The organism is Curtobacterium sp. PhB128 (assembly GCF_004340725.1).
GTDB lineage: Bacteria > Actinomycetota > Actinomycetes > Actinomycetales > Microbacteriaceae > Curtobacterium.
In genome coordinates this window covers 60,085-73,018 of the sequence record NZ_SLUR01000010.1, presented here as the reverse complement: position 1 = coordinate 73,018, position 12,934 = coordinate 60,085, and the positions used below count along the sequence as shown (strand labels likewise).

15 protein-coding genes are annotated in these 12,934 nt (G+C 71.3%); 9 read left to right on the top strand and 6 right to left on the bottom strand.

What is annotated here, in order from left to right; translation table 11 throughout:
• The first annotated feature begins 13 nt into the window (after positions 1–13).
• Positions 14–1,750, top strand: a complete 1,737-nt coding sequence (locus EDF23_RS15960; RefSeq protein ID WP_131922277.1) for a putative Ig domain-containing protein — start codon at positions 14–16, stop codon at positions 1,748–1,750.
• 65 nt (positions 1,751–1,815) lie between these two features.
• Positions 1,816–2,307, top strand: a complete 492-nt coding sequence (locus EDF23_RS15955; protein ID WP_131922275.1) for a VanZ family protein — start codon at positions 1,816–1,818, stop codon at positions 2,305–2,307.
• A gap of 13 nt (positions 2,308–2,320) precedes the next feature.
• Here the strand turns inward: EDF23_RS15955 and EDF23_RS15950 are convergent, their stop codons facing one another.
• Positions 2,321–2,953: an SGNH/GDSL hydrolase family protein gene (locus EDF23_RS15950; RefSeq protein ID WP_260155073.1), complete on the bottom strand. Its 633-nt coding sequence runs from the start codon at positions 2,951–2,953 to the stop codon at positions 2,321–2,323.
• Between EDF23_RS15950 and EDF23_RS15945 the strand changes: the two genes are divergently transcribed.
• Genes EDF23_RS15945 through EDF23_RS15935 form a run of 3 tightly spaced genes read left to right on the top strand, consistent with a single transcriptional unit; the run spans position 2,853 to position 4,545 of the window.
• Entirely contained in the window at positions 2,853–3,275 is a 423-nt protein-coding gene (locus EDF23_RS15945; protein WP_131922274.1) for a hypothetical protein, read from the top strand. The genes EDF23_RS15950 and EDF23_RS15945 overlap by 101 nt on opposite strands.
• 38 nt (positions 3,276–3,313) lie before the next feature.
• Positions 3,314–4,249, top strand: a complete 936-nt coding sequence (locus EDF23_RS15940) for a hypothetical protein (protein WP_131922272.1) — start codon at positions 3,314–3,316, stop codon at positions 4,247–4,249.
• Positions 4,246–4,545 (top strand): Dabb family protein, encoded by a 300-nt coding sequence (locus EDF23_RS15935; RefSeq protein WP_123294686.1) that lies wholly within the window; start codon positions 4,246–4,248, stop codon positions 4,543–4,545. The genes EDF23_RS15940 and EDF23_RS15935 overlap by 4 nt, the downstream gene beginning before the upstream one ends.
• Positions 4,546–4,850: 305 nt before the next feature.
• Here EDF23_RS15935 and EDF23_RS15930 read toward each other — a convergent pair whose 3' ends face one another.
• Positions 4,851–5,315: a heme-degrading domain-containing protein gene (locus EDF23_RS15930; protein WP_131922270.1), complete on the bottom strand. Its 465-nt coding sequence runs from the start codon at positions 5,313–5,315 to the stop codon at positions 4,851–4,853.
• A 13-nt stretch (positions 5,316–5,328) separates the two neighbouring features.
• The gene (locus tag EDF23_RS15925) at positions 5,329–6,360 is read right to left on the bottom strand and encodes a Gfo/Idh/MocA family oxidoreductase (protein WP_131922268.1); all 1,032 of its coding nucleotides are present in this window, start codon (positions 6,358–6,360) and stop codon (positions 5,329–5,331) included.
• Between the two features lie 164 nt (positions 6,361–6,524).
• Here EDF23_RS15925 and EDF23_RS15920 point away from each other — a divergent pair, with 164 nt between their 5' ends.
• Positions 6,525–7,787: an MFS transporter gene (locus EDF23_RS15920; protein ID WP_131922266.1), complete on the top strand. Its 1,263-nt coding sequence runs from the start codon at positions 6,525–6,527 to the stop codon at positions 7,785–7,787.
• An 80-nt stretch (positions 7,788–7,867) separates the two neighbouring features.
• On the opposite strand, the gene EDF23_RS15915 is transcribed toward EDF23_RS15920, so the two are convergent.
• Complete coding sequence (locus EDF23_RS15915; protein WP_207895519.1) at positions 7,868–8,908, bottom strand: LacI family DNA-binding transcriptional regulator; 1,041 nt, start codon at positions 8,906–8,908, stop codon at positions 7,868–7,870.
• Positions 8,909–8,980: 72 nt separating this feature from the next.
• Between EDF23_RS15915 and EDF23_RS15910 the strand changes: the two genes are divergently transcribed.
• Positions 8,981–10,012, top strand: coding sequence for a Gfo/Idh/MocA family oxidoreductase (locus EDF23_RS15910; protein ID WP_131922265.1), 1,032 nt, complete (start codon positions 8,981–8,983; stop codon positions 10,010–10,012).
• Positions 10,013–10,015: 3 nt separating this feature from the next.
• Here the strand turns inward: EDF23_RS15910 and EDF23_RS15905 are convergent, their stop codons facing one another.
• Entirely contained in the window at positions 10,016–10,561 is a 546-nt protein-coding gene (locus EDF23_RS15905; protein WP_243648959.1) for a flavodoxin, read from the bottom strand.
• Between the two features lie 137 nt (positions 10,562–10,698).
• Positions 10,699–11,556, bottom strand: a complete 858-nt coding sequence (locus EDF23_RS15900; RefSeq protein ID WP_131922264.1) for an aldo/keto reductase — start codon at positions 11,554–11,556, stop codon at positions 10,699–10,701.
• Between the two features lie 104 nt (positions 11,557–11,660).
• On the opposite strand from EDF23_RS15900, the gene EDF23_RS15895 reads away from it, so the two are divergent.
• Both EDF23_RS15895 and EDF23_RS15890 read left to right on the top strand, forming a co-directional pair.
• Complete coding sequence (locus EDF23_RS15895) at positions 11,661–12,515, top strand: helix-turn-helix transcriptional regulator (RefSeq protein WP_131922262.1); 855 nt, start codon at positions 11,661–11,663, stop codon at positions 12,513–12,515.
• A gap of 19 nt (positions 12,516–12,534) precedes the next feature.
• Positions 12,535–12,921 (top strand): VOC family protein, encoded by a 387-nt coding sequence (locus tag EDF23_RS15890; RefSeq protein ID WP_131922260.1) that lies wholly within the window; start codon positions 12,535–12,537, stop codon positions 12,919–12,921.
• Positions 12,922–12,934 lie beyond the last annotated feature (13 nt).

Sequence of the window (12,934 nt, the reverse complement as noted above, 5' to 3'; positions counted from 1 at the left end):
TCCAGGAGGACCCGTGCGCCACAGCGCCTCCACCGTCCGACGCGCCTGCGCCGTCGGCACCACCGCAGCCCTCGTCGCGCTGACCACGGGCCTCGGCCTCGTGACCGCGACGGCCGCCCACGCCGAGCCGGCGAGCGACCCGGCGGCGTCGACCGCGACGTCCGCTCCCGCGGCGACCGACGCCCAGGCGTCGACCGCTCCACCGACGGCGGACCCGTCCGAGCCGACCGCTGCGGAGCCAACCGCCCCGACGTCCGCGACGCCGTCGCCAGATGCTGCGCCGACGACCACCGAGCCGTCGAGCGACCCCTCGGCGCCCACGGCGTCCGAACCGGACCCCACAGCCACCGCCGATCCCGCCGACACCGCCGCCGTGCCGACCGCCACGCCGTCACCGACCTCGGCGCCGACCGCGCAGCAGGCCGTCGACCCAGCGGTCACCATCACCGGCGACACGGAGGTCGGCGCCGTGCTCACCGCCGTCCCCGTCGGCTTCGACGAGGACTGGGCGTTCCGGTACGTCTGGACCCAGACCGGTTCCGCCACCGTGCTGGCGACGAGCGGCTCGTACACGATCGATGCGGCGCAGGCCGGGGAACGGGTGTCGGTCCAGGTCACCGGTGCCCTGCCCGACGGATCGACGGCGACCGTGACGGCGACCTCGGCCCCCGTCACGCAGGACCCGGTGTTCGTCGACGCCGCGGGGACGCCGATCGCCGAAGGGGCAGACGCCGGGGACCCGCTCGCCCTCGAGACGACCGCTGGCGACCCGTTCTCGTACACCTTCCGGGCGCAGGGCTCCCCCGCCCCGACGTACGCGCTCGCCTGGTACGACGGCGACGACGACGGCGACGTCGTCATGACGAAGTCGCAGGCAGCGGCACTCTCCGCGGGCACCGCCGGCGGCTCCGGCGACTCCGGCGACTCCGGCTGGACGATCGGGTTCGGGTTCCAACCGGACGACACGGACGAGGAGTTCGGTCCGGACATCCAGCTGGCCGACGGCATCACCTTCGACGCCGCCACCGGTGAGCTGAGCGGCACCGCCACGACGGCGTCCTGGTACCAGTTCGCGATCACGGCCACGAGCGGTACCGAGTCGGTCACGCAGTACGTCGAGCTGACCGTCGACCCGGCCGCCGCGTACGGCGTCCAGGTCTTCACCCTCGACGCGGCGTCGATCGACGCGCCGAAGAAGACGATGTGGATCATCGGCACGGACGGCACCGTCCTGACCGTGAAGCTCACCATCGACGAGGACGGCTCCTTCGGGGGTCTCGACGTCGCGGACGGTGGACGTCCGACCGTCGCGCAGGGCGGAACACTCGTCGTCTCCGGCAACCTGGTCGACCGCTTCGGGAACCCGATCGACCCCGCCGACGCGGACGGCAACCCCGTCTGGACGCCGATCGTCACCTCGGACGTCGCCAGTGACGTGATCGCGCCGTACACCGAGTTCGACGCCGAGAGCGCTGTCGGCGTCACCTTCCCGCACGCCTCGACGCACACCCTGACCGTCGGCGGCGAGGGCCTGCAGAGCACCTCGTTCCCGGTCGACGTGCGCCCCACCGTGCCGACGGTGTCGACGGCACCGACGGTCGCCGTCGGGGGGACGACCCCGACCACGGGGCAGCTCGCCTACACCGGTTCGGGCGCCACCGGCGCCTTGCCGTGGGCACTCGGCCTCGTCCTGGTCGGCGCCGGCCTGATCGGCGCACGCGCAGTGCGCCGTCGTCGCGCCGCGCTCTGATCCGACACCCCTGAGGGACGGGACGCCCGGTGCCAGCTGGCACCGGGCCTCCCGTCCGGAGATCCATGCTCTCGACCCTGCTCATCGAAGTACCGTGGCTCGCGTTCGGCGTGCTGATCGCGGTCATCGTCGTCGCGCCCGTCGTGGGCGTCTGGCTGGCGCGCCTGCCGCGGCTCACCGCCGTGCTGTTCGGCCTCGCCGTGGTCGTGACGCTCGCACTCACCCTGTCCCCCGACGGCGCTCCCCGGTCCGACGTCACCTGCAACGTCGGGCTGCCGTACCTGGCGCCGACCGCGGTCGAGTCGACGGCCAACGTGCTGTTGTTCGTGCCGATCGCGTTCCTGGCCGGGGTGCGGTGGCGGCGCCCGGTCCGCGCGGCCGTCGGCGCCAGCGCGTTCTCCGTCCTCATCGAGGTCGTCCAGGCGGTCGTCCCCGTGATCGGTCGGGCGTGCGACACGAGCGACTGGATCACGAACACCATCGGCGCCGTGGTCGGTGGGGCACTCGCCGCCGCCGTCGTGCTGTGGGCACGTCGGCGCGTGGCGCGGGTCAGCTGACCCGGGCGAGGGATCAGCCCTTCGCACCCTCCACGGCGATGTGGATGGCCTGCTGCATACGGACCGCGACCTTCTTCGACATCGCGACCGTCGGGTGGACACCGTCGTACGTACGGCTCGACGGCCATCCACCGTTCAGCTGCCGGTCCGCCGCCCACGGGTCGACGAACAGGTAGCCGTGGGTGAGTGCGTAGTTCTGCAGGTCACGGTTGAGGATCTCGCCCTGCTTGCGACGGTCGATGCGCTTCTTCCCGTACTTCGTGATGTTCGACGGGGCGATCGCGGCGATGACGACGTGGCGGGCGCCGATCTTCGTGACGATCTTGCCGATGTTCTGCTGGATGCTCTTGCTGCTGTAGGCGTACCGGAGGTCGTTCGTGCCGGCCATCACGACCAGGACGTCAGCGTCCTTCGCCGACGACCGGGTCAGGATCCGCGGCGTCGTGGCACCGCCGATGGCCGTGCCGCCGATGTTCGTGAGCGTCTTGTCGTTCATCTGCCGCATCCACGAGCCGTCCATCGCGGTCAGCGAGTCCCCGGCGTAGGTGACGGAGATCGTCGACGGCGTGGGCTTCGGCGTCGCGCTGGGCTTCGGGGTCGCCGTGGGCTTCGGAGTCGCCGTGGGTTTCGGGGATGCCGTCGGCACCGCGGGCGCGGACGGCGTGACGGGAACCGGGGTCGAGGCGGTCGGCTCCGAGGTCGGGGCCGGCACATCCGTCGCGGTCGCCGTGGCGGTCGGCGTCGCGATCGGTGCTTCCACAGCGGTTGCGGTGTTCGGGATCGCGGCGAGCAATGCTCCGGCGATGACGACGACCGAGGTGGTGGCGGCGATGAAGGGCAGGCGGGAAGGGCGCGGGGAGTGCGGCAACGTGAGCTTTCGTCTAGGTACGATCCCCCTCACCTTATTGGAGGCGAGGACATGTCATCATCCCCAACGCGGGGGGTGGATCACGATCCACATCGGCTAGGGTTGTCACGAGCCAACATTCACTGCGGAAGGTGTGCCATGCCCCTCGACGATGAAGCCCCGGGTCGCGTGCTCGCACCGGGCCAGACCTGCCGGATCCGGATCTGGCACCGAGCCGACCGCAGCGTGACCACCGTGCACGAGTCCGCCGAGCGGCTCTACGAAGCGCCGAACTGGACCACCGACGGCCGTCTCGTGCTGAACGGCGACGGGGTCCTCTGGACGATGCCGTCCGACGGTGCCGCAGCTCCGGAGCACGTCGCGATCGAGGGCGTCCCGCCCCTGAACAACGACCACGTGCTCGATCCCGACGGCGTCACCGTGCACGTCAGCGCGAACGACTTCCACATCTGGAGCGCCCCGCTCGCCGGCGGCGCAGCGACCCGGGTCACCGCGGACGACGGCGGTCTGCACTTCCTGCACGGCGTCAGCCCCGACGGCTCCGAGCTCGCCTACGTCCGGCTCGACCCGTCCGGTGACGCCGTCTGGTCCTCGGGCACGATCCGGGTGATGGGCGTCGACGGCAGCTCGGACCGCGCCGTGACGACGGACCCCTCCGCGGCCGACGGCCCGGAGTGGACGCCGGACGGCGCGTGGATCCTGTTCAACACCGAGCAGTTCGAGTCCGCACCGGGGCACGCGCAGATCGCCCGGGTCCGACCGGACGGCACCGGGATCGAGCAGCTCACGGTCGACGAGCACGTCAACTGGTTCCCGCACCCCGCCCCGACCGACGACGCCGCCGTCTACCTGTCGTTCCCGCCCGGCACCGAGGGGCACCCGGCCGACGAGCGCGTGCGGTTGCGCCTCGTCACCGGTGACGGATCCGTCAGCGCCTGGGGACCCGAGGTCTGGCAGGCAGCCGAGACCATCGTCGAGCTCGACGGCGGGCAGGGCACCCTCAACGTCAACGGGTGGGCTCCCGACGGGTCCGCCTTCGCCTTCGTCGACTACCCCACCGGAGACCCCGCATGATCGTCCACACCGTCTGCTTCACGCTCGTCCACGCCGCCGGCTCCCCGCACGAGGCAGCGTTCCTCGAGACCGCCCGCGACACCCTGCCGGCGATCCCCGGCGTGCAGGACTTCACGGTGTCCCGCCAGGTGTCCACGCAGAGCGACTTCCGGTTCCAGTTCTCGATGGCGTTCGCCGACCAGGACACCTACTCGGCGTACGACGCACACCCCGCGCACCAGCGCTTCGTCGCCACCCGCTGGGCGGACGAGGTCGCATCGTTCCAGGAGTTCGACTTCGTCCCCCTGCCCGCCTGAGCGGGCGTCCGCTGGGCGCCCCAGGTTCCGAAATCCTCGCATCTCGGGGCACCCAGGGGCCGTCCACGGAACCTCGGGGAACGTGAGCGGCAAGTCGTGGAACCTCGCCGGTCGCGGACGCGGGCTGCGAAGGCGACCCCCAGGTTCCGAAATCGTCGGATCTCGGGGCGCCCAGGGGCCGGAAGCGGAACCTCGGGGAACGTGAGCGGCAAGTCGTGGAACCTCACGCCCGCGAACGCGACCGCGGGACGGACAGGAGGCACGGTGCCAGCTGGCACCGGGCCTCCCGTCCGCACCCGGTCGCGTCAGGAACGCGAGGCGAGGAACGCACGCAGGCCAGCGACGACCAGGTCGTGGTCCTCCATCGAGGACAGGCCGGAGGCCGTCGCGGCCGCGACCACACCGGCACCGCGGACCCGGATCGGGAACGACCCTCCCGTCACGGCGTACTCGGCGCCGAGCCACCCGATCGCAGCGGGATCGACCCCGGCGGCGGACAACCGGGCGTCGACGAGAGCACTCGACTGCTCCATCCGGAGCACCACCGCGGCCTTGCGGTCGATCCAGACGTGTTGGTCCGGGGTGATGCCCGGGGTCGCCGCGCGGAACAGCCCGAGGCCGGGACGCCGGATGTCGATGCCGACGGCGTGGCCGGCCTCGTGGGCGATGCCGCGGATCAGGGAACCCAGCTCCCAGGCGTCGTCGTGGGTGAAGGCGTCGAGCACGAGGTCGCGCTCCTGCTGTTCGAGGGTGGTGATGAGGTCGGACATCGTCGTCTCCTGCTCAGCCCGCGGCGATCTGGGCGCGGGCGGTGTCGACGGTCTCGAGGATCGAGATCGTCTCGTCGAGGGTGTGCAGCGGGGACTCCGTCCGCCCCTCGCCGACGAAGCGTGCCAGGGCGGTGGATTCCCAGGCCAGGGCAGCGAAGCCCCGCAGTGGTGTCGGGTCCTGCCAGTGCAGGACGGGCGAACCGTGCGCTGCTGCCGAGATCGTGAAGGTCGTCGGGTTGTAGAACGGTCCGGCGAAGTCGATCGTGCCCTCGGTGCCGGCGATCGACGCGGTGGTGGGCGTGCGGGCGGCGATGGTCGTGTGCAGGACGGCCTGGGCGGCGCCGTGTTCGAGGACGAGCGAGCCGGAGGCGTCGACGCCGGACTCGGTCATCCGGCCTCGTGCCGTGACGCGGTCCGGGGTGCCGAGCACCATCGACGCGAACTGCACGGCGTAGATGCCGAGGTCGAGCAGCGCTCCCCCGCCGAGCTCCGGACGGAACAGCCGGTGGTCCGGGCCGAACGGGATCGCCTGGCCGTGGTCGGCGAGCACGCTGCGCACCGCACCGAGCGCACCGTCCGCCAGCAGGGTCCGGAGCACCGAGGCCTGCGGCAGGTAGCGGCTCCACATGCCCTCCATCGCGAGCACCCCGGCGGCGCGTGCGGCATCGGCGACGGTACGGGCCTCGGCAGCCGTGACGGTGAAGGGCTTCTCGATGAGCACGTGCTTGCCGGCGGCGATCGCTGCCAGGGCCACCGCGGCGTGCTCACTCTGCGGTGTCGCGATGTAGACCACGTCGACGTCGGGCCGGGCGACGAGGGCGTCGACACCCTCCACGGCTGCCTCGATCCCGTGCTCGGCGGCGAACGCGGATGCGCGGGGCAGTGACCGGGACGCGACGGCGACGATGCGCTGGGCGGTCGAAGCGCGCACCGCGGTGGCGAACTCGCCGGCGATCCAGCCGGGGCCGACGATCCCCCAGCCGAGGGACGGCTCACCGGACGCCGTCGTGAAGAGCTCGGGTTCGGGCAGGGCGGTGGGGATCATCGTGCTCCAGTGCTCTCGGTTCCGTGGTTCGTCGTCGGGCGGTGGCATTTGCGCTTGGCACGAGATAACATCGCCGACGTCGTCAGGTTAGCACGAGCCAAACGCGCGTCACCGATGACCGGGTTTCCGACCGGACGACGTGCACACGACCCGAGGAGGAGTCGATGTCGACAAGGCTGCCGGCGCACCCGTTCACCACCGCCACCCCGACCAACCACGTCAGCAACTGGTACCTGACCGCCCTCGGACTGGCACAGTTCGGCATCTACGTGGCGATCTTGTCGCCGGTCTACGTCAGCATGCAACTGAAGGCCCAGGCGCTGAACCCCGACGACCCCGCCTCGGTGATCGCCGTCGCGCTGCCGCTCGGATCGCTCGGCGCGATCTTCGGCAACCCGCTGTTCGGCGCCCTGAGTGATCGAACCCGGACGCGGTGGGGGCGCCGCCGCCCGTGGCTACTCGGCGGCATCCTGGTGCTGCTCGGCGGACTCGCCATGGTGGCGTACTCGCCGAACGTCGGCATGCTCACCGTGGCGTGGATCGTCTGCCAGCTCGGGTCGAACGCCGCCTACTCGGCCATGATGGCCAGCTGGGCGGACAACGTGCCCGAGCTGCAACGCGGCCGCGCCTCGAGCGTGATCGGGCTGGCGCAGAACCTGGCCGTGCTCGCCGGCACGTACGCCGCCGTCCTGCTGGTCGAGAACCTGCCGCTGCTGTTCATCCTGCCCGGCATCCTCGGCGTGCTCTGCGTGCTGGTGTACGCGTTCGTCACCCCCGACCGCATCCCCGAGGTCCGACCGAAGCCGTTCTCGTGGCTCACGATCGTGCAGACCTTCTGGACGAACCCGATCACGCACCGCGACTACGGACTGGCGTGGTGGTCGCGGTTCCTGATCATCCTCGCCACGTTCCTGTTCACGACGTTCCGGCTGTTCTACATGCAGGACCACCTCGGCATGACCGCGCAACGCGCCACCTCGGCAGTGGCGTTCGGTGTCCTCCTCTACACGATCGCACTCATGATCGGCACGGCGTTCTCGGGCTGGCTGTCCGACCGGCTGCGGCGCCGCAAGGTGTTCGTCGGCGGCTCGACCCTGCTCTTCGGCGTGGGCCTCGTCGTGCTCGTCTACGCGCAGGGCGTCACCGTGTTCTACGTCGCCGAGATGATCATGGGCTTCGCCTACGGCATCTACGTGGCCGTCGACAACGCCCTGGTGGTCGACGTCCTGCCCGACAAGGACAAGCCCGGCAAGGACCTCGGCGTCATGAACATCGCGAACTCCCTGCCGCAGTCGTTCGCGCCGGCACTCGGTGCCTTGCTGCTCGGGGTCGGCGCTGGTGACAACTACCCGGTGCTGCTCTGGGGCGCCGGCATCGTGGCACTCGTCGGCGCACTCGTCGTGATCCCGATCCGCAGCGTGCGCTGAGCGGCAGCCACCCCGACCCGGAACGACATGGTCGACGTCGCACGACGTCCACCACGTCGTTCCGGGTCAACGCTCGACGCTCAGCGCTCGGCAGGACCCGTCGACGCGCGCACCACGAACCCGGTCGGTGTCGCGACACGACGTCGCTCCCCACCGTTCCCCGAGGTCCGGTCGAGGACGGCAGCCAGCGCCGCGTCGACCGTCGCCTCGACGTCCTGGTGCACCGACGTCAAGCGGTGGTAGCTGAGCGACGCGAGGTAGCTGTCGTCGAAGCCGACCACCGACACCCGTCCCGGCACGTCGACACCGTGCTGCGCGAAGACGGCGAGCAGGCCGGTGGCGCACTGGTCACCGCAGCAGACCACGGCGGTGGGCAGGGTGTCGCGGGCGACGAGTGTGCGGGCGGCCGCGGCGCCATCCTCTTCGCTGAAGCCGCTGGGGACGACGTCGGTCTCGGCTGCGAGTCCGGCGCCCTGCATCGCGGCACGGTACGCGGTCGCACGATCGAGGCCGACCAGCCCGTCCTCGCCACCGGCGTAGGCGATGCGGCGGTGACCGAGACCGATCAGGTGCTCGACCGCGGCGCGGAGCCCACCGGTCTCGTCCACGTGCACGTTGTCGGCGTAGGGGGCGTCCGTCCACTCGCCGAGGAGCACGACCGGCACGAGGCGACTCGCCTCCTCGAGCGCGGTCGCGTCGGGGTCGGGGTTGAACACGACGAGGGCCTCGACGCGTTCGCCGAGCAGGTCGGCCACCACCTGGTCCGTCGAGCGCTCGGTACCGGCGGGGCCGAGGGCGACGCCGAAGCCCTGCTCGGCGGCACGGGCGAAGAGCCGTTCGACGAACCGGACCTGGAACGGGTTGCGCATGCTGAAGACCGCACCGATGAGCCGCGTGCGGCCCTCGCGGAGCAGCCGGGCCGAGGTGTGCGGGCGGTAGCCGAGCTCGGCCGCCGCCGCGAGGATCCGGTCGCGGGACTCCGCGCTGGGTCCGGGCGCACCGCGGAGCACGAGCGAGACGAGCTGCCGGGACATCCCGACGTGCTCGGCGACGTCGCGCATCGTCGGCAGGCGGCCGCCGGTGGGGCGCCGCTCCGGCAGGTCGTCGGTCCCCGTCGTCACCCGGCCAGTCTGGCACGTGCGAAGGACGCGTAGGCTGCGATGGCACGAGCCAATCCCTGCGAGAGGACGACGATGACCCTGACGCTGCCCACCCCGGTGCTGCCCGACCCCGACGCCGTTCCGGCCCTGCGGTGGGGCGTGATCGGCACTGGCATCGCCGGCAAGTTCGTCACCGCGATCCACCGGCACACGCCGCAGCGGGTGATCGCCGTGACCGCCCGTGATGCTGCGAAGACCGCACGGTTCGCGAAGGAGCACGGTATCGACCGGACCGTGCCGAGCGTCGAGGCGCTCGTGACCGACCCCGAGGTCAACGTCGTCTACGTCGCCACCCCGCACCCGCTGCACCGCGAGCAGGCCCTCGCTGCGATCGCCGCCGGCAAGCACGTCCTGATCGAGAAGCCGATCGCGATGTCCGCTGCCGAGGCGCAGGAGATCACCGGTGCGGGACGGGCCGCCGGTGTGCTCGTCATGGAGGCGATGTGGACGCGGTACCTGCCGCAGTCGGACATCATGCGGCGACTGCTCACCGACGGCACGATCGGCACCGTCCGGCTCGTGACCGCCGACTTCGGGTTCGTGATGCCGTACGACCCGGGGCACCGCCTGTGGGCGCCGGAGCTCGGCGGCGGCGCGCTGCTGGACGCCGGCGTCTACCCGATCTCGTTCGCCGCCTCGGTGCTCGGCTCCCCGGACCGCGTGCTGGTCGAAGGGGCGAGCGGTCCGGGCGGCGTCGACGTGCGCGCCGACCTGCTGCTCTCGTACGCGGGCGGAGCCCGGTCGATGTTGTCGACGTCGCTCGAGACCGCGCTGCCCGTGCGAGCCTCGGTCGTCGGCACCGAGGGACGCATCGACATCGGCAGCCCGTTCTTCGGGCCCTCGTCGATCACCGCGGTTCGTGGGAACTTCGCGGCGTCGGAGTCCGCGACCTGGACGGACCAGCGACTCGAGGTGCTGCATGACGGGCTCGCCTACCAGGCCACCGCACTCGCGTCCTTCGCAGCCGAGGGGCGGATCGAGTCGCCGGTGCACACGCACGACGATGTCGTCGGCGTGATGCGGGTCATCGACACGGCCCGGGCAGCGATCGCTGCGGCCCCGTGACGGTCAGGTGAGCCCGACGTTCCGCAGCCACCGGTCGACGTCGTCTCCGGCGGCGCGCTCGCGGACGTCTTCGCCGCGCACTGCGAGCCCCTCGCCGAGCGTCGCCCCGGTGTCGAGGTCGCGGTAGAAGGACTCGGTGGAGCCCAGACCGCTCACCGCGTACGTGACGACCGGCAGCAGCCGCTTGCCGGACAGGTCGACGGCCTCGACGAAGGTCGCCATGATCATCGGCGGCTGGACGTTCCAGATCGGGCTCCCGAGCAGCACCGTGTCGTAGGCGCGCAGATCGGGCAGTTCGCTCGCGATCTCCGGACGGGCGTCGTCGTCCTGCTCCGTGCTGTTGCGCGCCACGGTGGCGTCGTAGCGGTCGGAGTAGGGGTCGGCGGCCTCGATGCGGACGACGTCGCAGTCGATCCGGTCACCGATCAGACCGGCGAGGACCTCGGTGTTGCCCGTGTCGATGGTGCGCCGACCGCCGTTCCAGTAGTTCTCGCCGGGTCGGGAGAAGTACGCCAGCAGGACGCGGTCGTCGCGCGCGGTCGGGGACACGGTGCTCCTCGGGGTGGTGGACGGAGTGGGCGCGGTGGTGCACGCGGCCAACAGCCCACCCACGGCGACACTGAGCGTGCTCGCTGTGGCGGTCCGCAGCACCTGGCGGCGGGTGGGCTGCCGGCCGGGCACGCAGATCAGGCTTCGGCGCGGCCGGTGAGCCAGCGGACCATGTCGGGGTCGACGTGGGAGAAGAACTGCGACTCACCGGCCTCGAGCTCGGCGATCGTCGCCATCTGCTCGTCGGTGAGCTCGAAGTCGACGACGTCGAGGTTCTGCTGCATGCGCTCGGGCTTGACGGACTTCGACACGACCACGACGCCGCGCTGCACGAGCCACCGGAGCACGACCTGCGCGACCGACTTGCCGTGCGCCGCACCGATCTCGGACAGGACCGGGTTGGCGAACAGGTCGTTCTTGCCCTCGGCGAACGGCGCCCACGCCTCGAGCTGCACGCCCTCCTTCTGCAGCAGCTCCTGGTAGTCGGCCTGCTGGTGGAACGGGTTCGTCTCCATCTGGTTCACCGCGGGCACGACGTCGGCGAACGCGATGAGGTCCACGAGTCGGTCGGCGGCGAAGTTGGACACGCCGATCGCGCGGAGCCGGCCGTCTCGGTGCGCCGCTTCGAGGGCACGCCACTCGCCGTAGTAGTCACCGAACGGCTGGTGGATCAGGTACAGGTCGAGGTAGTCCAGGCCGAGCTTCTGCAACGACGTGGTGATCGCGTCACGGGCGCCGTGCTCGCCGCGGCGCTGGATCCACAGCTTCGAGGTGATGAACAGCTCCTCGCGGGGCACACCGCTGGCGGCGATGCCCCGGCCGACGGCTTCCTCGTTGCCGTACGAGGCTGCGGTGTCGATCAGTCGGTAGCCGGCCGTGATCGCATCGGTGACGGCCCGCTCGGTCTCGTCGGCGGGGATCTGGTAGACGCCGAAGCCGAGCTGCGGCATCGTCGTACCGGTGTTGAGGGTCACTGTGGGAGTCGTGTTGGCCATGACTCCATGAGACTCCCGCGGCGGCGGCGTGCGTGGGAGGGCGGGCTCTTCCGTGTACCAGCAGTCACTCCTTCACGACAGCGCGTCGTCGTACGGTGAGGAGTATGGACAACCAGGCCGAGGTCAGCGACTTCCTCCGCACCCGGCGTGCTCGCATCACGCCCGAGCAGGCCGGCCTCATCAGTGGCGGTCGGCGGCGCGTCCCCGGGCTCCGTCGCGAGGAGGTCGCGATGCTCGCGGGGACGAGCATCGACTACTACGCCAAGATCGAGCGCGGGAACCTCTCCGGGGTGTCGACCGAGATCCTCGAGGCGATCGCCCGTGCGCTGCAACTGGACGACGCTGAGACCGAGCACCTGCACGACCTCGCCCGCGGCGCGGCTCCGGCCCCGATCCGTCGGCGGACCACCACGCCGGAACCGGTCGTGCGTCCGAGTCTCCAGCGCTTCCTCGACACGGTCACCGGGACACCGACGTGGGTGCGGAACCGGCAGATGGACATCGTCGCGACGAACCCGCTCGGCCGGGCGCTCCTGGCACCGGTCCTCGACGCCCCGGGCGCGCAGGGCAACAACGCACGCTTCACGTTCCTCGACCCTGCGGCCCGGACCTTCTACCCGGACTGGGTGGCGGGCGCGAACAGCATCGTCGCGACGCTCCGACAGACTGCCGGACAACACCCGCACGACAAGGACCTCACCGGACTCATCGGGGAGCTCGTGACCCGGTCCGACGAGTTCCGGGCCCGCTGGGCTGCCCACGACGTCCGGTTCCACCGCACCGGCGCGAAGCGGATCCACCACCCCGACGTCGGCGACCTCGAGTTCACGTACGAGGCGTTCGACCTGCCCGACAGCCCCGGGTGGACCATGTACGCCTGCACGGCGACAGCCGGGTCGCCCACCGGAGAACGCCTCACCCTGCTCGGCAGCCTGTCGGCGACCTCGGCAACGAGCTGACGTGGGTACCGTCACTCCCGTGCCCGGTCCTCGCCTCATCCACCACCTCGGGGTCTTCGCCAGCGACTTCGCCGCGAGCGAGGCGTTCTACACGGCGGCACTCGCGCCACTGGGGGTCGAGGCGGGCTACCGCACCGAGTCCGTCGCCGAGTACTGGACCACCGGCCAGGACACCCCGAGCGTCTCGCTCGAGACCGCACCCACGACGGCGGCGGTGACCCGTGGTCTGCACCTGGCGTTCGAGGCGGCGAGCCGCACCGAGGTCGATGCGTTCCACCGGGCGGCCGTCGCGTCCGGCGGGCTCTCGCGCCACGAGCCTCGGTACTGGCCCGAGTACCGCGCCTACACGGCGTTCGTGAGCGACCCCGACGGCAACAACGTCGAGGCGCTCGTCAAGGAGCACTGAGCGCGGCGACGCC